Genomic DNA, 21,941 nt, shown 5'->3' with positions numbered 1-21,941 from the left:
GTGTAACCCATGGCAAGTGACATTCTGATTGTCGACGACGAAGCTGACATTCGCGACCTCGTTGCGGGTATTCTGGACGATGAGGGGTTTTCCACGCGCACCGCGCGCGACAGCGACTCGGCGCTCGCCGAGATCGCCAACCGCCGGCCCAACCTGGTCTTCCTCGACATCTGGCTGCAGGGCTCCAAGCTCGACGGCCTGCAGCTGCTCGAGCAGATCAAGAAGGACAATGCCGATCTGCCGGTTGTGATGATCTCGGGCCATGGCAACATCGAGACCGCGGTCGCAGCGATCAAACGCGGCGCCTATGACTTCATCGAGAAGCCGTTCAAGTCGGATCGGCTGATCCTGGTCGCGACCCGGGCGCTGGAAACCTCGCGGCTCCGCCGTGAGGTGAAGGAGCTCAAGCAACTGGCACCTGCGGCGAGCGTCCTGACCGGCCGCTCGGCTTGCATGAACCAGCTGCGCCAGACCATCGACCGCGCCGCCAAGGCCAACAGCCGCATCCTGATCGTCGGTCCCTCCGGCGCCGGCAAGGAGCTTGCCGCGCGCACGCTGCACCATGCCTCCGGGCGCGCCGAAGGGCCGTTCGTGGTGATCAATGCGGCCGCGATCACGCCTGAGCGCATGGAGATCGAGCTGTTCGGCATCGAGGGATCGAACGGCGAGCAGCAGCGCAAGGCCGGCGCGCTCGAGGAGGCGCATGGCGGCACGCTGTTCATCGACGAGATCGCGGACATGCCCCGCGAGACCCAGAACAAGATTCTGCGCGTGCTGGTCGATCAGACCTTCCAGCGCCAGGGCGGCACCGGCAAGGTTCATGTCGACGTCCGCATCATCTCCTCGACCGCGCGCAATCTCGAGGAGGAGATCGCCGCAGGCCGCTTCCGCGAGGACCTCTATCATCGCCTCTCGGTGGTGCCGATCCGCGTACCGCCGCTGTCGGAGCGGCGCGAGGACATCCCCGAGCTGATCGACTATTTCATGGACCAGATCTCGGCCGCCACCGGCCTGCCGAAGCGGCAAATCGGGCAGGACGCGATGGCGGTGCTGCAGTCGCATGTCTGGCCGGGCAACGTCCGCCAGCTCCGCAACAATGTCGAGCGCGTGATGATCCTGGCCGGCGGCGGGCCGGAGGCGATCATCACCGCCGACATGCTGCCGCAGGACGTCGGCTCGATGGTGCCGGCGATGCCGACATCCAACAATGGCGAGCACATCATGGGCCTGCCGTTGCGGGAGGCGCGCGAGGTGTTCGAGCGCGACTATCTGATCGCCCAGATCAGCCGCTTCTCCGGCAATATCTCGCGCACCGCGGAGTTCGTCGGCATGGAGCGCTCGGCGCTGCATCGCAAGCTGAAGGCGCTCGGGGTCGGCTGACCCTGGCGCGGCGGGCCGGCAGTCCGCCGGCGGCTCGGAGCGAAGCCCCGGCGGTCACCCGCCGGGGAGCCGACAGGCGGCTCTCGGGGGCGGTTTGGATCGATCGGCGGGGCGAGGGTGGGGCCGGTACAACCGGGGATTTATCCACTCTCCACGAGAATATTCGTCTCTTTCCCTGCACTTTCTTAGAATTGCCACCGTGTTCCTACCGACTGCACCGCGAACTGGCTTGCCTAAAAACCGCGCGTAGCCTCTAATCCTACCGCTATGCCTGCCGGAGGGGGATCTCGTGGCAGGTGGGCAGCCGGAGGAGGCTCCGTCAGAGAGCAGCAACCGGTTCAATAAAAAGAAGCACAAGCTTGCGGGACAAAAACAATGGCGGCAGACCGCGCACAGAATCTACAAGACACCTTCCTTAATCACGTTCGTAAAACCAAGACGCCACTGACGATATTTCTGGTCAACGGAGTAAAGCTGCAGGGCATTGTCACATGGTTCGACAATTTCTGCTTGCTGTTGCGGCGCGACGGCCACTCGCAGCTTGTCTACAAGCACGCGATCTCGACCATCATGCCCGGAGCTCCGATTCAGTTGTTCGAAGGTGGTGAGGACGCACCGGCTTGAGAGTGAACTGATTGGAACCCTTCAATCGTGAAGGGGGCGCCGACCGGACCAAGTCCAGGGCCGGGTCGGCGGGGAGCGGCAGCACCGGGCGGGTGATCGTCATCGGCCCGTACCTGCGCACGCGCCGTGGCGACGGCGATGCGCAAACGGATTCCTCTGTCCGCGACTATGAAGCGCGGATCGAGGAAGCCGCCGGCCTCGCCGGTGCGATCGACCTCACTGTGGTGGACTCCGTCATCGCGCCGATCAGCCAGATCCGGCCCGCGACCTATCTCGGCAAGGGCAAGGTCGAGGAGATCAACGGGCTCGTCGCCAGCAACGAGGTTGAGCTCGTGGTGATGGATTGCGCGCTGTCGCCGATCCAGCAGCGCAATCTCGAGAAGGCCTGGAGCACCAAGGTGCTCGACCGCACCGGCCTGATTCTGGAAATCTTCGGCCGCCGCGCCAAGACCAACGAAGGCGCGCTGCAGGTCGAGCTCGCCCATCTCAACTACCAGCGCAGCCGCCTGGTGCGGTCCTGGACCCATCTCGAGCGCCAGCGCGGCGGCTTCGGCTTCATGGGCGGCCCCGGCGAAACCCAGATCGAGGCCGACCGCCGCCTGATCAGCGAGCGCATCACCAAGCTCGAAGGCGAGTTGAAAAAGGTGCAGGCGACGCGACGGCTGCATCGCGCCGGCCGCCAGCGCGTGCCGTATCGCGTGGTGGCGCTGGTCGGCTACACCAATGCCGGCAAATCGACGCTGTTCAACCGCCTGACTCGCGCCGACGTGCAGGCAGCGGACATGCTGTTCGCGACGCTCGACCCGACCTTGCGCGCGCTCAACCTGCCGCATGGCGGCAAGGCGATGCTGTCGGACACGGTCGGCTTCATCTCCAATCTGCCGACCCAGCTCGTGGCCGCGTTCCGCGCCACGCTGGAAGAGGTGCTGGAAGCCGACATCATCCTGCATGTCCGCGACATCTCCCATGAGGACGCGGAGGCGCAGGAGCGTGACGTCGAGGCGGTGTTGCGCCAGCTCGGCATTGACCCCGACGCCGACGGCGGTCAGCGTATCATTGAGGTCTGGAACAAGATCGACCGCTTCGATCCCGAGGAGCGGGACAATTTGCGCAATATCGCCGCGCGCCGTCCGCCGGAGCGGCCATGCTTCCTGGTTTCGGCCGCAACAGGCGAGGGGATAGATGCGCTGCTCGCCGCGATCGAGGATCGCCTCGCGGCCAAGCGCTCGACGCTCAATCTCTCGATCGACGCCTCCGATGGCGCCGGCATCAGCTGGCTGCACCGCAATGCCGAGGTCCTGAACAAGGAGCTGCATGGCGAGCGCTTCGACATGACGGTGCGCGTCGACGAGACCAAGCGCGACATCGTGATGAGCCGCTTCGCGGCCGTTCCCCACGAGGCGTAAGCCCTCGAAGACGGTCCCTGCAATCTTCCGAAATATGACGATGCCGTGACGTTGCGGGCGCCGATGCGCCTGCGACGCAGCGTCGCACTTTCTGTTTGAAATCCGCGCCGCCTTGGTTCATTGCGCTGCAAGACGCAAAGCCGAGGCCGATCGATGCAGGACACCAGCGAAACCCTCACCCACGACACGGTCGCCGGCCAGAACGGTGATCTTGCCCATGTCCGCGCGCCCGAGATCGTCGATGCGCTCAACGCCCGCGAGCCCGCGGATGCCGCCAAGCTGCTGCGATCGCTGCCCGCCGAGAAGGCGATCGAGGTGCTCGACCTGCCTGGGCTCGACAACACCTGCGAGATCCTCGCCGAGCTGCCGAAAGACACCGCGGTCTCGCTGTTGTCGGGCGTCTCCGACGACCGTGCCGCCGATATCTTCAAGGAGCTGGTCGAGCCGCTGCGCACCACGCTGCTGAACGGGCTCAATCCGGAGACCCGCAACGTCATCTCGGGGCTATTGGCCTATCCCGAGCGCAGCGCCGGCAGCATCATGACGACCGAATTCGTCAGCGTGCCCTCGAGCTGGACCATCGCGGAGGTCCTGCATCACATCCGGATGGTCGAGCGCACCCGCGAGACCGTCTACTCGATCTTCGTGATCGACCCGGTCAAGAAGACCCTGATCCAGGCCGTGCCGCTGCGCCGCCTGATCTCGGGCGATCCGCACGCCAATGTGCTGACCGCGGCGCCGGCACGGAAGCCGCTGATGATCTCGCCGGAGGCCGACCGCATGGAGGCGGCGCGGCTGATCTCGCGCTACGATCTGCTCGCCGTCGCGGTCGTCGACGGCCCCGGCCATATCCTCGGCATCGTCACGGTCGACGACGTCATCGACGCCATCGTCGAGGAATCCACCGAGGACGCCCAGAAGTTCGGCGGCATGGAAGCGATCGACGAGCCGTATTTGCGGATCGGTTTCGGCGAGATGATCAAGAAGCGCGCTGGCTGGCTGTGCGCGCTGTTCCTGTCGGAAATGCTGACCGCGACCGCGATGCAGTCGTACCAGAGCGAGCTCGAGAAGGCGATCGTCCTGACGCTCTTCATCCCGTTGATCATGAGCTCGGGCGGCAATTCCGGCTCACAGGCAACCTCGCTGTTGATCCGCTCGCTGGCCTTGCACGAGGTGCGGCTGCGCGACTGGTGGCGTGTCGCCGTGCGCGAACTGCCGACCGGCATCGTGCTCGGTGCCATTCTCGGCGTGATCGGCATCATCAGGATCACGCTCTGGCAGACGCTCGGCCTGTTCGACTACGGCCCGCATTGGGTGCTGGTCGCCGCGACCGTCGGTGCCGCACTGGTCGGCATCGTCACGTTCGGATCGCTGTGCGGCTCGATGCTGCCATTCATCCTCAAACGCATCGGCTTCGACCCGGCCAGCGCATCGGCGCCGTTCGTCGCGACACTGGTCGACGTCACCGGTCTCGTGATCTATTTCGGTGTTGCTGCGGTGATCCTGCGCGGGACGTTGTTGTAGGCTGAGCCGGCGCCCTCAACCTCGGTGTCGTCCCTGCGAAAGCAGGGACCCATAACCACCGGCCATCGTTATTGAGTTCGGTCGCAGTTGTTCAGCGCAACCAAGCTTGGCGGTGAATTGCGCGGTACTGGTATCGCTAACCTACCGTTAGATCACGCGGTATGGGTCCCTGCTTTCGCAGGGACGACAGCGGTCTTTGCTTCATTCCACAACGCGTCCATCTCTTCCAGCGACGCGCCGTCGAGCGAACGCCCCTTCGCCGCCAGCGCCTTCTCAATATAGGCAAGGCGCCGCTCGAACTTGGCGTTGGTCGCACGCAGCGCGGTTTCCGGATCGGCATCGACGTGGCGGGCGAGGTTGACCAGCGCGAACATCAGGTCGCCGGTTTCCTCCGCGATCTCCGCCTTGTGGTTGCGGTCGAGCGCGGCTTCGATCTCGTCGGCCTCCTCGCGGATCTTGGCGAGCACCGCGCGCGGGTCGTTCCAGTCGAAGCCGACGGTGGATGCCTTGCGCTGCAACTCCATCGCGCGCGTCAGGGCAGGCAGGCCCGCCTTCACGCTCGCCAGCAGCGATTTGTGCGCGGTGTCTTCGGGCGGCCGCCGCGCGGCGCGCTCGGCCTTCTCCTCGGCCTTGATCCGTTCCCAGGCGCTCTTGACGCCGGCCGGCTGGATGTTGCCGTCCTTGTCGGCGAAGACGTGCGGGTGACGGCGGATCATCTTCCTGGTGATCGCCTCGACCACATCGCCAAACGCGAACGCGTTCTGCTCCTCGGCCATCCTGGCGTGATAGACCACCTGCAACAGCATGTCGCCGAGCTCCTCGCGTAAATCGTCGAGATCGCCGCGCGTGATCGCATCCGCAACCTCATAAGCCTCCTCGATGGTGTAGGGCGCGATGGTCTCGAAATTCTGCACGAGGTCCCATGGGCAGCCGGTCACCGGCGTGCGCAGCGCAGCCATGATCTCGATCAGGCGGGAAATGTCGCGGGAAGGGGTCATGGAGCACCGCTGGATGAGAGGTATAGCCGTTATGCCAAATCGGCCCTGTCGATCCCAGCAAAACACGCCGGAAACACGGCACTGTCCACGGATTGGCCACGGCGCCGTCAGGTGCTAAATCGCGTTCCATGACCGATCAGAACGCTTCCGACACTGCGCTGGTGCTGTTTTCCGGCGGCCAGGATTCCACCACGTGCCTTGCCTGGGCCTTGTCGCGCTTTGCCCGCGTCGAGATGCTCGGCTTCACCTACGGCCAGCGCCACGCGATCGAGCTCGATTGCCGGGACCAGCTGCTGGCCGGGATCAAGCGGGTCCGACCGGAATGGTCTGCGAAACTCGGCGACAGCCACACGCTAGCGATCCCGACACTGTCGGAGATTTCCGACACCGCGCTGACCCGCGACGTCGCGATCGAAATGGGCGCGGACGGCTTGCCGAACACCTTCGTGCCCGGCCGCAACCTCGTGTTCCTCACCTTCGCTGGGGCGCTGGCCTATCGGCGCGGCATCCGTCACATCATCGGCGGCATGTGCGAGACCGACTATTCCGGCTACCCGGATTGCCGCGACGAGACCATCAAGGCATTGCAGTCCGCGCTCAATCTCGGCATGGCCAGGGATTTCGAGCTGCACACGCCGCTGATGTGGCTCGACAAGGCCGCGACCTGGCGGCTCGCGCACGAACTCGGCGGAGCAGGGCTGGTCGACCTGATCCGCGAGCACTCGCACACCTGCTATCTCGGCGAACGCGGCGCGCAGCACGATTGGGGCTATGGCTGCGGCGAATGCCCGGCCTGCAGCCTGCGGGCCAAGGGCTGGCGGGAATATGTTGCTCAGGGTGGCCCGTAACAGTGGGCTGATAGCCGTCCGCAGGGGCGCACTGCCAAAATATCGAAAACAACCCCATGCAAAGGAGTCGGCGGCTGCCGTTCGACACCGCAACTTGACACGTCGGGCAACTCAGCGGTACTCTTCTATTATCCAGAAATAGTGCAGATGCGGCTCGAATCGCAAACCCATCCTCATCGTCGTCCCGGCGAAGGCCGGGACCCATAACCACAAATGGTCTTTGTTGAGCGATGGTGGAACGACGAGTCGCGTTCACACAATATTCGCTGCGGAGTATGGGTCCCTGCTTTCGCAGGGACGACAGCTGTGAATGCGGCGCGATCTGGTGCTACGGCGGGAAACGCGCCGCTACGCGAAATCCCCCGGCGTCAGCACGATCGGCTGGCCGTGCGGGGTGCGGTCGGCGGCGTGGTCCCAGGCGTCGCGGTAGCGGTGCAGTGTCTCATGCGTCGTGACGCCCTTGGCGGCCACGAGGTGTTCGAGGGTTGCCAACCAATGCTGGTAATAGGTCTCGCCGGTGTCGGGATCGCCGGCCGCCTGCGCGCGCTTGATCTGGTCGGCGAGCGCGGCGGCCCATTCGGTCCAGGTGAACACGCCGCGGTCATGCAGGCTCAGCGCCATGGCGAACGCCTGCGCTTCCCAGGGGGCGCGGAATACCGGGCCGTCCTGGTCGCGGGGAATGCTCGAGACGGCGCTGGTGGCGCGCGCGGCGGCGCCGGCATCCATCAGACGGCCTCCAGATACGGCTCGAACGCGTCGATCGAGACCCTGATGGTCGGATCGGAGTCCGGTCCCCACAGCTCGCGTCCGTCGAACACGACGGTGTACAGCCATTGCGGATGTTCGCCGGCGTCGTTGGCCACCGTATCGGGAAATACGTGACAGCCATGATCGCGCTCGACCACCCCGACGTGACCGCGCACGTAGCGCGGCAGCCGCGTGTGCGTGGCGGGATGGATGTTCTTCGCCCGCACCCGATCGCCGGCCTTGAATTTAGCAGGTCCTGGCGCGGCGCGGCCGAACTTGCCGCGCACCATGATGCGCTCGATGTCGGCCACCGAGAACTTGCCGTGCTTGAGCGCTTTCGCCGGCGCGACGGCATGCCCAGCGGCGACGTCGTCCCTGGAGATATAACCCTTGTCGAGCAGCAGGGCTTCCAGCCCGAGCAGCCATTTCCTGTAGTAGGAGCTCGACAGATAGACCTGCGGGGGCAGGGTCTCGCGATAGAAGCGCGAGGCGTCGATGTTGAAGGCGCCGGCCGCGCCCATCGCGCGGACCATGGCGAGCACCCGGGATTCCCATTCCTCATGGAACATCGGCTCGTTCGGCTCGGGGTCGACCTTGCCGAACCCGTCCATGCCGCCCATGTCATGGACGCCGTTCATGACGGCGCTCCCGGTTTTTTGGGAAAGCCGGTGCCGATCATGGAATCGCGCGTCACCAACTCGGCGAGCTGGTCTTCGCTCCAGCCCTCGGTGCCTTCGGGCCGCATCGGCAGCACCAGAAAACGCGTCTCCGCGGTCGAATCCCAGACCCGGATCTCCGTCTCCTTCGGCAGGCTGACGCCGAAATCGGCGAGCACGCCGCGCGGATCCTTGACCGCGCGCGAGCGATACGGCGAGGCCTTGTACCAGACCGGCGGCAGCCCCAGCATTTCCCAGGGATAACAGGAGCACAATGTGCAGACGACCATGTTGTGGCGGCCAGGCGTGTTCTCGATCGCGACCAGATGGTCGCCGACCCGGCTGACATGGCCGAGGGTGCCGACCGCCTTGCTGGCGTCCTCGAGCAGCGCCTTCTTGAAGGCGGGATCGGTCCAGGCCTTGGCGACGACGCGGGCGCCGTTATGCGGGCCGATCTTGGTCTCATAGGCCTGTACGATGGCGTCGAGCGCGGCAGCCTCGACATAGCCCTTCTCGGTCAGGATCGATTCCAGCGCGCGGACGCGCAGTTCGGTCTCCGACAGTTCGGAATGGTCGTGATCGTGGTGGTGATGATCATGTTCGCTCATGCCCACAGAATAGGCGAAACCGTCGTGCTATGTCGAGGCAGGCAGTACACAAGAATGCGAGCGGGGAGGTATGCGTGGTTGATGATGTGACGATCGAGAAGGGGCTCGGACCGGAGGGACGGATCGCGGTGGTGCGGTTCGACCGCGGCGACGGTATCAACGCGCTGTCGCCGGATGCGCTGCGGCAGCTGACCGACGCGGCGCGCAGTTTCGAGGACGACGGCGAGACCTCGGTGGTGGTGCTGACCGGCGGCGCCAAATCGTTCAGCGCCGGCTTCGACCTCAAGGATGCCGAAGGGCGTTCTCGCCAGACCATGGACATGGGCGCGCTGCGCCGGCACCTGAAGCTCGGGCCGCGGCTGACGCGCGCCTGGCAGGACATGGAGCAGGTCACGATCGGCGCGATCGAGGGGTTTTGCGTCGGCGGCGGCGTGGCACTCGCGGTCGCGCTGGATTTCCGCGTCATGGCGCGCGACGCGCACATGCGGGTGCCGGAAATCGCACTCGGCATGAACATGAGCTGGCAGAGCGTGCCGCGCATGCTGCATCTGATGGGACCGGCGCGCACCAAGCAGGCTGTGATCCTGGCCGACGACCGGATCTCGGCCGAGGAGGCCTACGAATGGGGCCTGGTGGAGCAGGTGACCGATCCTGGAAGGTCATATGAAGCCGCGATGGCGCTCGCGGCCAAGGTCGCCGCCCAGCCGCCGATCTCGGTCGCGATGACCAAGCTGACGGTCAACCGGCTGGCACATGCGCTCGACGATCTCGCCAGCCACATGGACCTCGACCAGTTCGCGCTGGCCAGCCTGACCGAGGATCACAAGGAAGGCGTCGCGGCCTTCCTCGGACGGCGGAAGCCGCGCTTCAAGGGGCGCTGATACGTGTCGTTCAGGAGTCCTTCCAGGCTTCGGAATGGCGAAGGCCCTGACGCCGGGCCGATGCGTCAGGGCCTTTGCGGTGCGGAGACGACCCCAGCACCTTTCAGGGCCTGGGAGCCGACGTTGGGGTCATCCGCCTGCACCGTTGTCGAGACCGAGCAGGCAGGCGGTACCATGCGCCCATCGCCAGCGTCCGCATTTGCATATGTAAATCGTCATCCCAATCCTCTCCGACCGCCAAGCTTAACTTCGCCGCCGCGCTCCGGTGCGCGCGGCTTTCCTTGCTGCAGCCGAATGGCCTGCGTATCGGACCGCTTCAGCCCTTTGGACTGCGCAGCACGATCATCGGCCAGCGCGGGCGCTCCGATTGTTTGCTGCCACACGCCTCTGTTTGGATTTTGCGAATTCCTGCGAGCTCACCGATCTCTCATATGTAAATGCCGGAACCGGGCAGAGAGATGACAAGCGGCAGCGACTGATGTTTCGACCGCGATTCGATATCCGCCTTAGTCAGCCGAAGGGTGCAGTTGATGAATCTCATCGACCGCTACTTTTTCGCCGCAACGATTACAGTGACAATTGTACTCTGGCTGTACCTCGGGTTGCTGGTGGCCGGTAGCTGACGGCGCGCGCCTCGAAAACCAGGGTTACCCGCGCCTTGGCGTCGAATTTCCCTGCTCATTAAATAGGCCACGGCCACTGTCCTAACGGCGCACACAACGACGCGCCCGGGAAACCCGACCAGCGGGAAAACGTTAACGCCTCGATCATCCGCGCAACTGGCAGAGGTGCTGCTATGCGTACGATCTTGATCGTGGAAGACGAGTATTTCATTGCCGATGACTGTGCCGCGCTGGCACGGCAGGCCGGCTATCACGTCGCTGGCCCGTTCGCTTCGATCGACGAAGCCCGCCCGCACGCGTCCGGAGCCTCTGGCGCGCTGATCGACATCAACGTCAATGGAACCGCGTCCTACAAGTTGATCGATACCCTGCTTGCGATGGGAACACCGGTCACCCTGTACACCGGCTACGACGCCAGCATGCTGCCCGAGAAGTATGCGCATCTTCCCGTGGTGACCAAGCCGCGCGGATGTGCGGAAGCTCTCGGGATACTGTGCAAGCAGATGAGCGTCGCCGGATAGCCGGCGAGCTGAACGCAGATCGATGCGCCGCGGGCTGGCCGGGCCCGATCCGGCAGGACGCCGTAGGACCGTTCGATCATCGCAGACTTTGATTGCCCGGACACCGGCGACGGCGGGTGAGGGCGGAGCTGCGACCGGCCTGAGAACGCGTAGCTTGCTGCATCTGGGCGCACAACTCCAACCCCCACGTCGTCCCTGCGAAAGCAGGGACCCATACGCCGCAGCAGGTGTTGGCAACGGGACTCGTCGTCCCAGCATCGTTCAACAATCAGCATTTGTGGTTATGGGTCCCTGCTTTCGCAGGGACGACACTGAGGGTGTGGTGCCGCCTGCGAGTCAAACGTCGGCATTCTCGCGACATGCTTGTGTCTCGGGCGCCTCAGGTTCCCGGCACCAGCACTTTTGTTGGCAACTTTCCTCGCCGAGGTTTATTGTCTCCTCATCACCGGCCGAGGCTCTGCCCGTAGGCGTCGGTGGCTGAGAGACCGATGGTGCTCCCGCCTGCATAACCGGGGAGCACGACCATGCCCAACGAGCGGTACATCTATCGCCTTTCCAATTCTCACGATCTCGACGATGCCGAGCGGACGATCCGGGTCGTCGGCCAGGCACGCAAACTCCTTGCCGAAAACCCCGCCAGCACTTTTCTGGGCCGCAAAACGCAGGAACCCTTTCCGCAAGAGGAAAGTCAGTACGGGAACCTGAAATCCTCACCTGCGTAAGCTTTCGCGCCTCGCGCAGGCGGAATCGTGCCGGATGGTGATTACGGATACCAACTCGCCGGGTATCAGACCATGAAGCGGCGCATCAATGCCGGCAACGAACGCGCTCGAACAATTTTCGAAGTCTCATGGGCTGATGCGTCTGGCGCACCGCCTGCTCGGCAAACCTGCTTCCGACTTATCCCATGACAGGGCGGACGCTGCGATCCAGTGACATCTTTCGCCGATGATCGATCCCCTGTTCGCCCGCGCTCAGCTTGCCATCGAAGAAAGTCACACTTTGCGCGCACAAAAGAAATCGCTCGCCGATCAGCGAGACGATCAGCTCGCCGAGCTGCGGCAATCGGTGCGTAGTTCCGCGAGCGCGCGCATGGAGATCAAGGCTCACCGCGACAACAGCAAGTAAGGCTTTCGCTGAGGGGGCGGCAATATCCCGATCGGTCGGCAGGCCGACTAGCGGGCTTTGATGAAGCGTTCGAGATACATGGAAAATTCGTAGCTCAGCGCCAATTGTCGCCAGGATCGCGCCAGCAACTCGTAATCCTTGCGCGTCGTTTCGACGCTGGATGCCGAGGCCCGACGGTCGGCTTCATCGGCCAGTTGCCGGCATTCCGCGATCCTATCTGTTGAATCCTGCAGCATCGCTGTCCTTCCTGAGGACGATGCGCCGGGAGGATGCGTCACGTCGCGGGTTCGCCGGAGATCGCGGGCCGAGACAATCAGGCAATGTGAACGTCACCCGGCCTCAAGGTCCTGAGCTGCGCGACGACGAGGCGCGCTTCGTCTGCCAATTGGGCGTTACGGATGCGCGTTTCCGTGACGGTTGAGAGGTCGGCGATCAGCGCGCGTTCTGCGGCCGTCTGCTCCAGCAGCTCGATACGTCGTTCGATCTCGGTCATTACGCACCCCCGTCCGATATCGTGACTGGAGTATCGTGGGGCTCTCTGCAAACCTCCGCACTAACATTTGCAAATGCTCGAGCGGATTGTTCATGTCCAGCAGCGCCATGAGACAGGCGGTCAGACCTGCGGATCAATCTGCTTCATGGGATCACCGCGCAGGATCATGCCGGCGAGCCCGTGCGCCATGGCGCGCTGATCGAACGGCTTCTCCCACAACGGGACGTCCGCGAACTCGGTGCCGAGCACGACCTTGTCGTATCCCGAGGTGAACACGATCGGCACGCCGCGCGCCTGCAGCTCGCGCGCGACCGGATAGATCATCTGCTTGCGGATGTTGACATCGAGCACCGCACCATCGATCACGCCGCCGTCGTGAAGGATACGAAGCGCATCGTCGATATCACCGGCCGGCCCGGCGATATCAGCACCAAGCGCGCGCAGCGCGCTGCGCATGTCGTCGGCAAGGAAATATTCGTCTTCGACGATCAGGACGCGCCGACCGGTCAGCAATGCGCCCTCGGGCAAACGTGCAAAAAAATCAGACATATCAACTCCGGCCGCGCCCGGCATGTCGTCATCGCAGAATTGGAACATAGGACGAATGCTCGCCTTGTTGCAAACAATGTTGGAAAGGGCAGGTTCCATGTCCAATCGGGACATCATCGTCATCGGCGGTTCAGCCGGGGTAGCGGCGCGAACTCGCTGGAAAGGTCTATCGTCGGGTCGGGCGCCGCCAAGCAACATGATCCGTCGCGCTCTGGAGGACAAGCGGCGGCCACATCGCGCTTCCCTGCAGGTCGGAGATTTCCTACTTATCCCATCGGGATAGGATCAAACTCTGGTATCAACGGGCACGGGCGAGAATGCCCTTCGGAGAATTGAGAGCCGCTGCGACCATGGATGACGTCGGCCAGCCCCAGGGCGGAGATGGAGAGCGCAAGAGCAAGGCGCCGCTGATCGTAGGCGTGGGCGCATCCGCCGGCGCTCTCGATAGTATCGAGCGTTTCTTTTCCCGGCTGCGGCTCAATCCGGATCAAGCCGTCGTGCTCGTGCTGCAGGACCACGATGCCATCGAGGATACCCGGCTGCACGCCGCGTTGCAGCGATCGGAAGGCGCGAGGGTGTCCGAGATCAGCGACGGACAGCTCGTCGAGGGCGGCGTGATCCATCTGTGTCCGTCCGACATGATCACTACCATTCATGGCGACCGTTTCGCCGTCCGGCGCGCCGAGCAGGCGCGCGGTGACCGGGCGACCATCGACAGCTTCCTGGTCTCGCTGGCGGAGGAGCGCGCCGAGCGGTCGATCGGCGTCGTGTTGGCCGGCACGGGCGGCGACGGTATGCTCGGGGTCGGGACCTTGAAGGATCATGGGGGCCTCGCGATCGCCGAACGCATTGGCGACGGTCAGTCCAACCCCCACGACGAAGGCAGCTCGGCCGCGGCGATCGCCGATTTTGTCCTGCCGCCGGAGGACATTCCGGAGCATATCGACGTCTATTCCCGCCACCTCCGCCGGCTCGAGACCGGGACGCGGCTGCCGCCGGAATTCCCCATCACGACGGCGGCCGGACGGGGCGCGATCGACATCCCGCCGGTACGTTCCGTTGGCCCGGACGTCGGCCTCGAGCGCCGCGCCCAGCGCATCGCAGAGCGCTATGCGCCGGCCTTTGTCATCACCGACGGCAGTTTTCACATCCTGCATTCCTCCGACCGCACCGGCCGCTACATCGAGCCGACCGCCGGGGCGGCGACGCTCGATTTGCTGCAACTTGTGCATCGCGACCTCAGGCTTGAATTGCGCACCGTGCTCACCCGTGCCGCTGAAACCAATGAAGCGGCGCATGCCGAGCAGGTGCAACTCGGCGTCAACGGGCATCGCGTGCTGGTCGACATCACCGTCGAGCCGATCCAGGACGGCCCTGCCGGCCATCGCAATTTCGTCGTGCTGTTCAAGGATGGCCCGATCCGTCCCGTGGAGCAGGCCGAGAGCAATCCCAGCATTCTGGCCAGGACCGATCATGTCGAGCGGCTGGAAAGCGAGCTGCGCGCCACCCGCGAGCGGCTGCAGGCCACCATCGAGGAACTCGAAAACACCAATGAGAAGCTGAAGTCCTCCAACGAGGAATACCAGTCGCTCAACGAGGAGCTGGAGACCTCGCGCGAGGAGTTGCAGTCGGTCAATGGGGAGCTGACCACCGTCAATGGCGAGCTGGCGCACCGCGTGCAGGGTCTCACCCAGGCCACCAGCGACCTGAAGAATTTCCTCGAGAGCACCCGCATCGCAACCGTATTCCTCGACAACGATCTGAAGGTGATGAACTTCACGCCGGCGATCACGCAGTTACTGCATCTGGTCGAGACCGATGTCGGCCGCCCGATCGCGCATATCAAGGCGCGCATCCCGATCGAGGAGCTCTACGACGATGTCCGCCGCGTGCAGCGGACGCTGGCCAGCGCCGAGCGCGAGCTGACCGCGCCCGACAGCGGCACGCGCTACATCGTGCGCATCCTGCCTTACCGCAGCATCGACGATTTCGTCGCCGGTGTCGTGATCAGCTTCATCGATGTCACTGCTATCACGCGGGCCGAGGAGCGGCAGCGCCTGCTGCATGCCGAATTGCAGCACCGCGTCCGCAACACGCTCGGCGTGGTCCGCTCGATCGCGCGCCGCTCGGCCGAGACCAGCGCGAGCGTCGAGGACTACGCATCGCATCTCGACGGCCGGCTCAACGCCTTCGCGCGGACCCAGTCGCTGGTGACCCGAGATCCGGCAGGCGGCGTTGATCTCGAATACCTCGTGGTCGAGGAATTGCTGGCTTACAACGCGCGGGAAGGCGAGCAACTGAAGGTCTCCGGTCCAGGAATCCGCCTGCAACCCAAGGCCGCGGAGACATTCGCGCTGGCGATCCACGAGCTCGCAACCAACGCCTTGAAATATGGCGCGCTGAGCCAACGCGCCGGGCGCATCGACGTCTCATGGCGGGTCGATGACGCGGCCGAGCCACGGCAACTGGTGTTCGACTGGCGCGAACGCAGCGGGCCGGCGGTGACGCCGCCGCGCCGCAGGGGATTTGGATCCGATCTCCTGGAGCGGACGCTGGCGTTCGAGTTCAAGGGCGAGAGCACGCTCGAGTTCAATCCGTCGGGATTTCACTGCACGATCGCTATACCGATGAGCGCGCAGGCCATCCATACGCCGAGTATGGGGAGCTAGATGCATCCCCCGATGCTCGAGGGGAATCTGGCGCAGCCGGTGATCCGGCGGCTCAACGCCTTGCGGCAATTGTCCGAACGGGGGATCGCGTTGCTGCAGCAGGCGATCCAGGAGGGGCTGCACCGCGCCAGCCCGGGTGAGGACCTCGCGACCGAAGGCGATCCGGTCGACAGCGTCAGAATCATCCTGTCGGGCTGGCTCTGCCGCTACAAGACGCTGGCCGACGGCCGCCGCCAAATCGTCAATTTTGTCCTGCCGGGCGACAGCTGCGATGCCTGCGTTTATCTGCTTTCCGTAATGGATCATTCGATCGGCGCACTGACCCCGGTCACCTACGCCGACATCAAGCGTCCGGCGTTCGAGCAGCTGCTGGCGAGCGACCGTTCGCTGGAAGAAGCGCTGTGGTGCGAAACCATCGTGAACAGCGCGATCCAGCGGGAATGGACGGCCAATATCGGACGGCGCGTGGCGCTGGAGCGGGTCGCGCATCTGTTGTGCGAACTTTATGAGCGCCTGCTGCCGGTCGGAATGATCGACGGCGATTCCTGCCTGTTTCCGATCACGCAGACGGATCTCGCCGATGCCACCGGGCTGTCCGTAGTCCATGTCAACAGGACGCTGCAGGAGCTGCGCGGCGCCGGCCTGATCGTGCTGCGCGACCGCATACTGACGATCAACGACCTGAAGCAGCTCAAGGACACGGCGCTGTTTTCGGCCGACTATCTGCACACCAAGCGGCACGGCTGAGACGCGGCAAGGCGGCTTTGTCGGGCTGACGCGGGCGCTGCGCTTGCCGCGATTGTGCGTCGCACATTTGCAGACGTTAGTGCCGGAACCCGTTGCGAAGCGCAGGTTCTCACGAGCTGACGCGCCGACCGGCCGTCAGCGCAACCAGGAGAACCCCGCTACGACCCCAGCTCTCCACCCCTGAGCTGGGGTCACTTGTGTCGAACAGGTGAGAGTGGAGCCACAGCGATCGAGCAGAGCGCGTCGAGGGCTCCTCGATCTCGTGCGCCGGTCACGTGCAGCCGCCATGATGGTGAAGGAACGTTCAGGAAAGTTCCGATCCTGTTCCTGCAACATGCGCGGACGCCAGTCGTTGTCACGGTGTACTGGAAAGGAGGATGCCATGACGAAGCTTACTTACGCTCTTGCCGCAGTGGCGGCACTCTCGATAGCGGCACCGACCGTTGCGAGCGCGCAGGGTGTGGGCATTTATGTCGGCAGCGACCACGGCTACTACGGCAATCGATATTATGGTGGCCCGCGCGTCGACGTATACCGGCATGACCGGGGCTGGCACCACGGCTGGTACAACCATCATCGCGACTACTACCGCGACCGCGGCTTCGTGATCCGTGGTCATGACTGGGACGATTAACGGTGCTGGTCGCACGTCGCGATAACCAGCTCGCGACGACCGATGAGGGCCTCGCTTCGGCGGGGCCCTTTTCATTGGCGTTACCGCATCGCGCCGGTTCGTCAGCGTAGGAACCTTGGCTGCTCCACCAAATTGTCAGGACGGGACGAGGCGGACGGAGGAGGTTTGCATGAACCAGTTGATTTATCTGGTCGGACTGATCGTGGTCATTTTGGCGATATTGTCGTTCTTCGGGCTGCGGTAGGCACATCATGGATAACGAGCGAGGGCTTGCCGTGTCCGCCGTCAACAGGACCGGGCTTCGGCTGCAATGGAGCCCGGTCATCGCCGGCGCGCTGGCTGCCGCGGCACTGTCGGTGATCCTGATCGGCTTCGGCGCGGCGGTCGGGTTGGGCGTGAGTTCAAGCTCGCCGACATGGCGCGACGCATCGGCCGCGCTCGCGTTGCTGTCGGGGCTGTATTTGATCCTGCAGGCGGTGGTGAGCTTCGGCGTCGGCGGCTACATCGCCGGCCGGGCGCAGCGCGTGATTGGCGTGACGCCATCGGACGAGATCGACAGCCGCGACGGGCTTCACGGACTGACCGCCTGGGCGCTCGCCGTCATCCTCGGTGCCACAATCGTCACGCTGGTTGGCCTGTCAACCGCGCGCCCGGTGGTCCAGAACCGGCCATCTGCGACGGCCGCGGAGCCGTTGCTGAGCGCCGAGCTCGACCGTCTGTACCGGTCGCTGCGGCGTCCGGCCAATATCGATATCGGCTATGAGCGGGCGGAGGCGGGCCGCATCCTGCTGACGAGCTCCGGCCGCAGCGGCGTCAACAGTGACGATCGCAGCTATCTGATCCAGCAGGTCGCGGCCGCGACCGGTCTGGCCGCGGCGGAGGCGGAGAAGCGCGTCGACAGCGTGATGGGCGATGCCAGGACCGCGATCCAGCGGTCGCGGCGCAGCGCGGTGATTCTGGCGTTCTCGGTTGCGGCGGCGCTGCTGTTCGGTGCGGTCGCCGCGTGGGCCGCGGCCGGCGCGGGCGGCCGTCACCGCGACGGCGCCGCGTTGCCGGAGTGGATGGGCGGCAGGCCGACGACGGCCGTGCCGATTGTCTGATGCAGTTGTGAATGTCCTTCAAGGGAGACGATGATGGCAACGATCTTGGTGATGGACCACTCCGGCGACACGAGGCAGCAATTCGATCCCGACAACAGCGAGCAACTGGCCTGGGCGAATGCCCGCTTCGCCCAGCTCACATCGGACGGCTACACTGCCGCAATTCGGCAGGCGACCGGAGAGGCGAAGTTGGTCCGTGCGCTTGATCCGACCGCCGAGGAAACCCTGTTCTATCCGAGGCTGGTCGGCGGCTGACGCCATGCTCGCCCGTCTGCGCGAGATGCCCCTGCGATCCGCGCTCCGAGGAGCCGCCAGCACGCTGCGTGCGACGCTGGCCGCGATCTGGGATCGCTGGAAAGCGTATGAGCGAATTGAGGCGCGCGGACTTGCGCTGCTGTCCGCGTGGCTGTCACCCGAACAGCGGGCGCAATTCGAAAAATATAATCGCTTCGACGTCATCGGCTCGGAGTCCGGCAAGCGATATCGGATTTGCTACGGCACCTCGACCAACGTCTACGAGATGGACGGCGGCGACCGCATCGTGCTGGGCTGGTGCTTCCGGCCCGTCGGCTCACTGGTGGCGGGCGACGTCATGCTTGCCCAGAAAATCGCGCTCGAAACCGACGAACGCGCGACGCTCATGGTTGCCAAGCCATTCCCGAGCTCCATGCCACCACGCGCAAATCTCCCTCCGGTCAGTTAGCGCTCGGTCCGCGCTGCCTCGCGTGGCGCGAGCAGTCGCGCGTTGCCGGGGAGGAACGTCGATCTTCCTGCCGGGTTGTCGGGTGCCAACTTGCCACGGACCTTGCCATGCGCGTCAACACCCGGCCGTCCTCGCTGAGCCAGATCTTCCGCTCCTACCTTGCGGACTTGCGGCAATGGCTGGGGCGCCTCGCGACCGGCTACGCGCTGGCATGCGGCGTCATGCTGGTCGGCGCGGTCTCGCTCCTGGTTGCGATCGGGATCGGGGTCGCCGCGGCTTTCCACGCCCTTGAAGTGCATTACGGCAGCTGGATCGCATATGCCGCGACCGGGGGCGTCTTTCTTCTCCTCGGGATCGTGGGGTTGGTCGTGGGCCGCCTCCTGCTCGCGCGTCCTGCGCCGGCGGTGCCGAGCCCGGGCCGACAGGCCGATATGCTCAAGCGCGCGATCGCAGTGCCCGTCGCGGCGCGGCTGATCGCCTCCAATCGGACGGGAGCAGGGGGGAGCGTGGATCCCACCACCCGGGCACTGGCCGCCGGGGCTGCAATCATGCTTGTCGGCTGGTTTGCCGCATCGCGCGCCCGGCGTCAGCGCGACGCGATCCAGGACTAGCGATGGCGCCGCGCAATTGGACCAACGATCTGATGCTCGCCGGTGCAACGGCTCTGGCGACCCTGGCGATCTCTCGCCAGCTGTCCCGATCGGAGCGGCCGTCCGCCCGGGAGCAGGGCGTCGAACCCGTGCTGGCCGAAACCCGGGATCGTGGACGGCTTGCCGACACGCCGCTTGAGATTCCGGCTGCCGGCTGGAAGGACATTCTGCTGCGCACCTATCAGCAGATCGACGAGGACCGCCTGCTGGCCACCGCGGCCGGCGTCGTGTTCTACGGCTTGCTGGCGATCTTTCCGGCCATCACCGCGCTGGTCTCGAGCTACGGCCTGTTCGCCGATCCGTCCACGATCTCATCCAACCTGCAGAGCCTGGCGCTGATGCTGCCGGAAGGCTCGTTTGCGATCGTCCAGGACCAGATCGCCCGCGTGCTCGCGAAGGGGACCTCGACACTCGGCCTGACCTTTGCCGCTGGCCTGCTGATCGCGATCTGGAGCGCCAATGCCGGTATGAAAGCGATCTTCGATGCGCTCAACGTCGTCTATGATGAGAAGGAAAAGCGCGGCTTCGTCAAACTCAACCTGATGTCCCTCGCGTTCACGATCGCCGGGCTGATTTCCATCATGCTGATGGTCGGAGCGGTGGTCGTCGTCCCGCTTCTGCTGCAGCAGGTTGGACTGGGCACGACGGCCGAGCTCGTCATTCGGCTCGGACGGTGGCCGATCCTGGTGCTCCTGCTCCTCACCGCGCTTGCGGTGCTTTACCGCTATGGCCCGAGCCGAACCAGGCCGCGCTGGCAGTGGCTCAGCGTCGGCGCCGTCGCGGCAGCGGTGCTGTGGCTGGCCGGTTCGGTGCTGCTCTCCTGGTATCTGGCGAACTTCGGCGATTACAACGCGACCTACGGCTCGCTGGGGGCGGCCATCGGCCTGATGACGTGGATGTGGATGTCCGCCATCATCGTGCTGTGCGGGGCAGAGCTGAATTCAGAGATCGAGCATCAGACGATGCTCGATTCGACCGAGGGCCGCCGCAAGCCGCTCGGAGCGCGTGGCGCAACCATGGCCGACACGGTCGGCAAGGCGTCGTAGCCGGCGCCGACCCCGCAGCAACGCGTCCAGCAATGAGCATAGGAACCAATGGCATGACCCGGGCTTATGCCAAAATGGTTCAGATCAACGTGCTGGAAAAACCGATCGAGCGGATCAAGGAGACCTGCGAGCTGATGGGCATCGCGGACAGGTTCGACCGCGCGCTTCCCGAGCTCGAGAACTTCCTCGAAGCCGAGATCGCACAGGGCGAGGTCCGCGAGTCGAAACTGACCTTTGACGGGCTCTGCTACCTGCGCCAACTGCTGGCGCAGGCGTGAGGTATGGACATGGCATTCTCGGAGGAAATGAACCGATGCGTTGAGACCTGTCTGTCCTGCTATAGGACCTGTCTCGCCACGGCCATGAACCATTGTCTCGTCACCGGCGGCAAGCACGTCGAGCCGGCACATTTCCGATTGATGATGGCCTGTGCGGAAATGTGCCGGACGGCGGCCCATTTCATGCTGATCAACACCCCGCATCACAAGCACACCTGCCGGGAATGCGCCGAGATCTGCGGCGAATGCGCCGAGGATTGCGATCGCGTCGGCGGCATGGACGAATGCGTGGCGATGTGCCGCGCGTGCGCGGAATCCTGCCGCAAGATGGCGGCCTGACGGCGCGGGCTCGCCGTTCGGTCAATCGGAGCTGACGTAGTGGGCGCGCCAGAGCAGCGCCGTGACGATCAGGGCGATGACCCCGGCGGCAATCACGATCCACGGTACATAGTCGGCCATTGGCGCACCTGACGGTCCGCTTCGCGAGCCAGCGCGCGAAGCGGAGCCGTGTAAGTCTAGAGTTGCGCGTGCTGGGTGGTCGGGCGTGAGATCTGGCTGAGCGCCATGCCCGTACCATCGCTGGCCTGGATCAGGGCGATATCGCCGAGGGCGATGATTCCGACCAGGCGCTTGTCCCGGCTCAGCACCGGCAGGCGCCGAACCTGGATCGCACCCATGTTCTGCGCGATGTCCTCGAGCTCCTGATCCTCGAAACAATACTTCACCTCGGCCGTCATGACGTCGCCGACCCGCGAGTCGGGGCCGCGACCCATTCCGATGCCGCGAAGCGCGATGTCGCGGTCCGTGATCATGCCGACCAGGCGCTCGCCATCGGCAACCGGCAGCAGGCCGACACCGAGCGCTGCCATCGCTTCTGCGGCATCGCGCAACGTATCGTCGGGGGTGCATAGCTGGACGTCCGGTGTCATCGCGTCGCAAACCTTCATGCTAGCCTCTCCATGTGGCTGGTTGCGTCAACGGCCTAACGATGCCGCCCGGAACGGCGTTCCTAACTTTGTCGCCGCTGCCAGGACGCAGGTGACCAACGGGAATGAAGCGTAGGCGCTGGGCCGGCCGTGGTGCTACTCGCCGTTCTCGGTGGCCGCCTCGTAGGACCTGACGATGGAT

General features: G+C 64.7%; 27 protein-coding genes and 1 pseudogene. 19 read left to right on the top strand and 9 right to left on the bottom strand.

Annotation, left to right across the window (positions count from 1 at the left end):
• The first annotated feature begins 9 nt into the window (after nucleotides 1-9).
• From ntrX to mgtE, 4 genes are all read left to right on the top strand, one after another.
• Complete coding sequence (gene ntrX, locus ACVWYP_RS26515) at nucleotides 10-1,380, top strand: nitrogen assimilation response regulator NtrX (protein ID WP_212057750.1); 1,371 nt, start codon at nucleotides 10-12, stop codon at nucleotides 1,378-1,380.
• Between the two features lie 375 nt (nucleotides 1,381-1,755).
• The gene (gene hfq, locus ACVWYP_RS26510) at nucleotides 1,756-2,004 is read left to right on the top strand and encodes an RNA chaperone Hfq (RefSeq protein ID WP_006020546.1); all 249 of its coding nucleotides are present in this window, start codon (nucleotides 1,756-1,758) and stop codon (nucleotides 2,002-2,004) included.
• Between the two features lie 11 nt (nucleotides 2,005-2,015).
• Entirely contained in the window at nucleotides 2,016-3,410 is a 1,395-nt protein-coding gene (gene hflX / locus ACVWYP_RS26505; RefSeq protein WP_304495431.1) for a GTPase HflX, read from the top strand.
• A 153-nt stretch (nucleotides 3,411-3,563) separates the two neighbouring features.
• Nucleotides 3,564-4,934 carry a magnesium transporter gene (gene mgtE, locus ACVWYP_RS26500; RefSeq protein WP_304495430.1) on the top strand — a complete coding sequence of 457 codons (1,371 nt, stop codon included), beginning with the start codon at nucleotides 3,564-3,566 and terminating at the stop codon, nucleotides 4,932-4,934.
• 152 nt (nucleotides 4,935-5,086) lie between these two features.
• Here mgtE and mazG read toward each other — a convergent pair whose 3' ends face one another.
• The gene (gene mazG, locus ACVWYP_RS26495; RefSeq protein WP_304495429.1) at nucleotides 5,087-5,932 is read right to left on the bottom strand and encodes a nucleoside triphosphate pyrophosphohydrolase; all 846 of its coding nucleotides are present in this window, start codon (nucleotides 5,930-5,932) and stop codon (nucleotides 5,087-5,089) included.
• Between the two features lie 128 nt (nucleotides 5,933-6,060).
• Between mazG and queC the strand changes: the two genes are divergently transcribed.
• Nucleotides 6,061-6,780: a 7-cyano-7-deazaguanine synthase QueC gene (gene queC / locus ACVWYP_RS26490; RefSeq protein WP_304495428.1), complete on the top strand. Its 720-nt coding sequence runs from the start codon at nucleotides 6,061-6,063 to the stop codon at nucleotides 6,778-6,780.
• Between the two features lie 348 nt (nucleotides 6,781-7,128).
• Here queC and ACVWYP_RS26485 read toward each other — a convergent pair whose 3' ends face one another.
• The 3 genes from ACVWYP_RS26485 to nthA are packed head-to-tail and all read right to left on the bottom strand — an operon-like array spanning nucleotide 7,129 to nucleotide 8,791.
• A complete protein-coding gene (locus tag ACVWYP_RS26485; protein WP_028344026.1) occupies nucleotides 7,129-7,506 on the bottom strand; it encodes a nitrile hydratase accessory protein in 378 nt (125 codons plus the stop codon).
• Nucleotides 7,506-8,165 (bottom strand): nitrile hydratase subunit beta, encoded by a 660-nt coding sequence (nthB, locus tag ACVWYP_RS26480; protein WP_304495427.1) that lies wholly within the window; start codon nucleotides 8,163-8,165, stop codon nucleotides 7,506-7,508. The genes ACVWYP_RS26485 and nthB overlap by 1 nt, the downstream gene beginning before the upstream one ends.
• Nucleotides 8,162-8,791 carry a nitrile hydratase subunit alpha gene (nthA, locus tag ACVWYP_RS26475; RefSeq protein ID WP_028344028.1) on the bottom strand — a complete coding sequence of 210 codons (630 nt, stop codon included), beginning with the start codon at nucleotides 8,789-8,791 and terminating at the stop codon, nucleotides 8,162-8,164. The genes nthB and nthA overlap by 4 nt, the downstream gene beginning before the upstream one ends.
• Before the next feature lie 74 nt (nucleotides 8,792-8,865).
• Here nthA and ACVWYP_RS26470 point away from each other — a divergent pair, with 74 nt between their 5' ends.
• Nucleotides 8,866-9,672, top strand: a complete 807-nt coding sequence (locus ACVWYP_RS26470) for an enoyl-CoA hydratase/isomerase family protein (protein ID WP_304495426.1) — start codon at nucleotides 8,866-8,868, stop codon at nucleotides 9,670-9,672.
• A 319-nt stretch (nucleotides 9,673-9,991) separates the two neighbouring features.
• Here ACVWYP_RS26470 and ACVWYP_RS26465 read toward each other — a convergent pair.
• Nucleotides 9,992-10,084: pseudogene (locus tag ACVWYP_RS26465) on the bottom strand (phosphoketolase family protein); the annotation flags it as partial.
• A gap of 402 nt (nucleotides 10,085-10,486) precedes the next feature.
• On the opposite strand from ACVWYP_RS26465, the gene ACVWYP_RS26460 reads away from it, so the two are divergent.
• The 3 genes from ACVWYP_RS26460 to ACVWYP_RS26450 all read left to right on the top strand — a co-directional run bounded on the left by ACVWYP_RS26460 (nucleotide 10,487) and on the right by ACVWYP_RS26450 (nucleotide 11,944).
• On the top strand, nucleotides 10,487-10,816 hold the full coding sequence (locus ACVWYP_RS26460) for a response regulator (RefSeq protein ID WP_304495425.1): 330 nt from the start codon (nucleotides 10,487-10,489) through the stop codon (nucleotides 10,814-10,816).
• Nucleotides 10,817-11,340: 524 nt separating this feature from the next.
• Nucleotides 11,341-11,538, top strand: coding sequence for a hypothetical protein (locus ACVWYP_RS26455; RefSeq protein ID WP_304495424.1), 198 nt, complete (start codon nucleotides 11,341-11,343; stop codon nucleotides 11,536-11,538).
• A 226-nt stretch (nucleotides 11,539-11,764) separates the two neighbouring features.
• Nucleotides 11,765-11,944 (top strand): hypothetical protein, encoded by a 180-nt coding sequence (locus ACVWYP_RS26450; RefSeq protein WP_304495423.1) that lies wholly within the window; start codon nucleotides 11,765-11,767, stop codon nucleotides 11,942-11,944.
• A gap of 47 nt (nucleotides 11,945-11,991) precedes the next feature.
• Here the strand turns inward: ACVWYP_RS26450 and ACVWYP_RS26445 are convergent, their stop codons facing one another.
• The 3 genes from ACVWYP_RS26445 to ACVWYP_RS26435 form a co-directional block, all read right to left on the bottom strand.
• Complete coding sequence (locus tag ACVWYP_RS26445) at nucleotides 11,992-12,180, bottom strand: hypothetical protein (protein ID WP_304495422.1); 189 nt, start codon at nucleotides 12,178-12,180, stop codon at nucleotides 11,992-11,994.
• A gap of 77 nt (nucleotides 12,181-12,257) precedes the next feature.
• Nucleotides 12,258-12,437 (bottom strand): hypothetical protein, encoded by a 180-nt coding sequence (locus tag ACVWYP_RS26440; protein ID WP_304495421.1) that lies wholly within the window; start codon nucleotides 12,435-12,437, stop codon nucleotides 12,258-12,260.
• Nucleotides 12,438-12,557: 120 nt separating this feature from the next.
• The gene (locus ACVWYP_RS26435) at nucleotides 12,558-12,986 is read right to left on the bottom strand and encodes a response regulator (protein ID WP_304500308.1); all 429 of its coding nucleotides are present in this window, start codon (nucleotides 12,984-12,986) and stop codon (nucleotides 12,558-12,560) included.
• A gap of 350 nt (nucleotides 12,987-13,336) precedes the next feature.
• Here ACVWYP_RS26435 and ACVWYP_RS26430 point away from each other — a divergent pair, with 350 nt between their 5' ends.
• The 10 genes from ACVWYP_RS26430 (at nucleotide 13,337) to ACVWYP_RS26385 (ending at nucleotide 21,152) form a co-directional block, all read left to right on the top strand.
• Nucleotides 13,337-15,655 (top strand): chemotaxis protein CheB, encoded by a 2,319-nt coding sequence (locus tag ACVWYP_RS26430; RefSeq protein WP_304495420.1) that lies wholly within the window; start codon nucleotides 13,337-13,339, stop codon nucleotides 15,653-15,655.
• Nucleotides 15,656-16,402 carry a Crp/Fnr family transcriptional regulator gene (locus ACVWYP_RS26425; RefSeq protein WP_304495419.1) on the top strand — a complete coding sequence of 249 codons (747 nt, stop codon included), beginning with the start codon at nucleotides 15,656-15,658 and terminating at the stop codon, nucleotides 16,400-16,402.
• 382 nt (nucleotides 16,403-16,784) lie between these two features.
• The gene (locus ACVWYP_RS26420; RefSeq protein ID WP_155258749.1) at nucleotides 16,785-17,036 is read left to right on the top strand and encodes a hypothetical protein; all 252 of its coding nucleotides are present in this window, start codon (nucleotides 16,785-16,787) and stop codon (nucleotides 17,034-17,036) included.
• Nucleotides 17,037-17,287: 251 nt separating this feature from the next.
• The gene (locus ACVWYP_RS26415; protein WP_304495418.1) at nucleotides 17,288-18,136 is read left to right on the top strand and encodes a hypothetical protein; all 849 of its coding nucleotides are present in this window, start codon (nucleotides 17,288-17,290) and stop codon (nucleotides 18,134-18,136) included.
• A 33-nt stretch (nucleotides 18,137-18,169) separates the two neighbouring features.
• A complete protein-coding gene (locus ACVWYP_RS26410) occupies nucleotides 18,170-18,391 on the top strand; it encodes a hypothetical protein (RefSeq protein ID WP_028344042.1) in 222 nt (73 codons plus the stop codon).
• Nucleotides 18,392-18,395: 4 nt separating this feature from the next.
• The gene (locus ACVWYP_RS26405; RefSeq protein WP_369525521.1) at nucleotides 18,396-18,839 is read left to right on the top strand and encodes a hypothetical protein; all 444 of its coding nucleotides are present in this window, start codon (nucleotides 18,396-18,398) and stop codon (nucleotides 18,837-18,839) included.
• A 107-nt stretch (nucleotides 18,840-18,946) separates the two neighbouring features.
• Nucleotides 18,947-19,450 (top strand): hypothetical protein, encoded by a 504-nt coding sequence (locus ACVWYP_RS26400; protein WP_304495417.1) that lies wholly within the window; start codon nucleotides 18,947-18,949, stop codon nucleotides 19,448-19,450.
• A 2-nt stretch (nucleotides 19,451-19,452) separates the two neighbouring features.
• Entirely contained in the window at nucleotides 19,453-20,535 is a 1,083-nt protein-coding gene (locus ACVWYP_RS26395) for a YihY/virulence factor BrkB family protein (protein ID WP_304495416.1), read from the top strand.
• 53 nt (nucleotides 20,536-20,588) lie between these two features.
• Nucleotides 20,589-20,813, top strand: a complete 225-nt coding sequence (locus ACVWYP_RS26390; RefSeq protein ID WP_304495415.1) for a hypothetical protein — start codon at nucleotides 20,589-20,591, stop codon at nucleotides 20,811-20,813.
• Between the two features lie 9 nt (nucleotides 20,814-20,822).
• Nucleotides 20,823-21,152, top strand: coding sequence for a four-helix bundle copper-binding protein (locus ACVWYP_RS26385; RefSeq protein WP_028344046.1), 330 nt, complete (start codon nucleotides 20,823-20,825; stop codon nucleotides 21,150-21,152).
• Between the two features lie 176 nt (nucleotides 21,153-21,328).
• Here ACVWYP_RS26385 and ACVWYP_RS26380 read toward each other — a convergent pair whose 3' ends face one another.
• Nucleotides 21,329-21,760: a CBS domain-containing protein gene (locus ACVWYP_RS26380; RefSeq protein ID WP_016845942.1), complete on the bottom strand. Its 432-nt coding sequence runs from the start codon at nucleotides 21,758-21,760 to the stop codon at nucleotides 21,329-21,331.
• Nucleotides 21,761-21,941 lie beyond the last annotated feature (181 nt).

The organism is Bradyrhizobium sp. USDA 3262, from assembly GCF_054060035.1.
This window is presented reverse-complemented; position numbering and strand designations above follow the sequence as displayed.

Coding starts and splice junctions, on each gene's coding strand:
- ACVWYP_RS26395 (WP_304495416.1), top strand. CDS start 19,453: ATGGCGCCGCGCAATTGGACCAACGATCTGATGCTCGCCGGTGCAACG.
- ACVWYP_RS26400 (WP_304495417.1), top strand. CDS start 18,947: ATGCGCGTCAACACCCGGCCGTCCTCGCTGAGCCAGATCTTCCGCTCC.
- hfq (WP_006020546.1), top strand. CDS start 1,756: ATGGCGGCAGACCGCGCACAGAATCTACAAGACACCTTCCTTAATCAC.
- ACVWYP_RS26450 (WP_304495423.1), top strand. CDS start 11,765: ATGATCGATCCCCTGTTCGCCCGCGCTCAGCTTGCCATCGAAGAAAGT.
- ACVWYP_RS26435 (WP_304500308.1), bottom strand. CDS start 12,986: ATGTCTGATTTTTTTGCACGTTTGCCCGAGGGCGCATTGCTGACCGGT.
- mazG (WP_304495429.1), bottom strand. CDS start 5,932: ATGACCCCTTCCCGCGACATTTCCCGCCTGATCGAGATCATGGCTGCG.
- ACVWYP_RS26415 (WP_304495418.1), top strand. CDS start 17,288: ATGGATAACGAGCGAGGGCTTGCCGTGTCCGCCGTCAACAGGACCGGG.
- ACVWYP_RS26430 (WP_304495420.1), top strand. CDS start 13,337: ATGGATGACGTCGGCCAGCCCCAGGGCGGAGATGGAGAGCGCAAGAGC.
- ACVWYP_RS26380 (WP_016845942.1), bottom strand. CDS start 21,760: ATGAAGGTTTGCGACGCGATGACACCGGACGTCCAGCTATGCACCCCC.
- ACVWYP_RS26455 (WP_304495424.1), top strand. CDS start 11,341: ATGCCCAACGAGCGGTACATCTATCGCCTTTCCAATTCTCACGATCTC.
- ACVWYP_RS26420 (WP_155258749.1), top strand. CDS start 16,785: ATGACGAAGCTTACTTACGCTCTTGCCGCAGTGGCGGCACTCTCGATA.
- ACVWYP_RS26425 (WP_304495419.1), top strand. CDS start 15,656: ATGCATCCCCCGATGCTCGAGGGGAATCTGGCGCAGCCGGTGATCCGG.
- ntrX (WP_212057750.1), top strand. CDS start 10: ATGGCAAGTGACATTCTGATTGTCGACGACGAAGCTGACATTCGCGAC.
- nthA (WP_028344028.1), bottom strand. CDS start 8,791: ATGAGCGAACATGATCATCACCACCACGATCACGACCATTCCGAACTG.
- ACVWYP_RS26390 (WP_304495415.1), top strand. CDS start 20,589: ATGACCCGGGCTTATGCCAAAATGGTTCAGATCAACGTGCTGGAAAAA.
- ACVWYP_RS26385 (WP_028344046.1), top strand. CDS start 20,823: ATGGCATTCTCGGAGGAAATGAACCGATGCGTTGAGACCTGTCTGTCC.
- ACVWYP_RS26405 (WP_369525521.1), top strand. CDS start 18,396: ATGCTCGCCCGTCTGCGCGAGATGCCCCTGCGATCCGCGCTCCGAGGA.
- ACVWYP_RS26445 (WP_304495422.1), bottom strand. CDS start 12,180: ATGCTGCAGGATTCAACAGATAGGATCGCGGAATGCCGGCAACTGGCC.
- ACVWYP_RS26485 (WP_028344026.1), bottom strand. CDS start 7,506: ATGGATGCCGGCGCCGCCGCGCGCGCCACCAGCGCCGTCTCGAGCATT.
- ACVWYP_RS26440 (WP_304495421.1), bottom strand. CDS start 12,437: ATGACCGAGATCGAACGACGTATCGAGCTGCTGGAGCAGACGGCCGCA.
- nthB (WP_304495427.1), bottom strand. CDS start 8,165: ATGAACGGCGTCCATGACATGGGCGGCATGGACGGGTTCGGCAAGGTC.
- queC (WP_304495428.1), top strand. CDS start 6,061: ATGACCGATCAGAACGCTTCCGACACTGCGCTGGTGCTGTTTTCCGGC.
- ACVWYP_RS26410 (WP_028344042.1), top strand. CDS start 18,170: ATGGCAACGATCTTGGTGATGGACCACTCCGGCGACACGAGGCAGCAA.
- mgtE (WP_304495430.1), top strand. CDS start 3,564: ATGCAGGACACCAGCGAAACCCTCACCCACGACACGGTCGCCGGCCAG.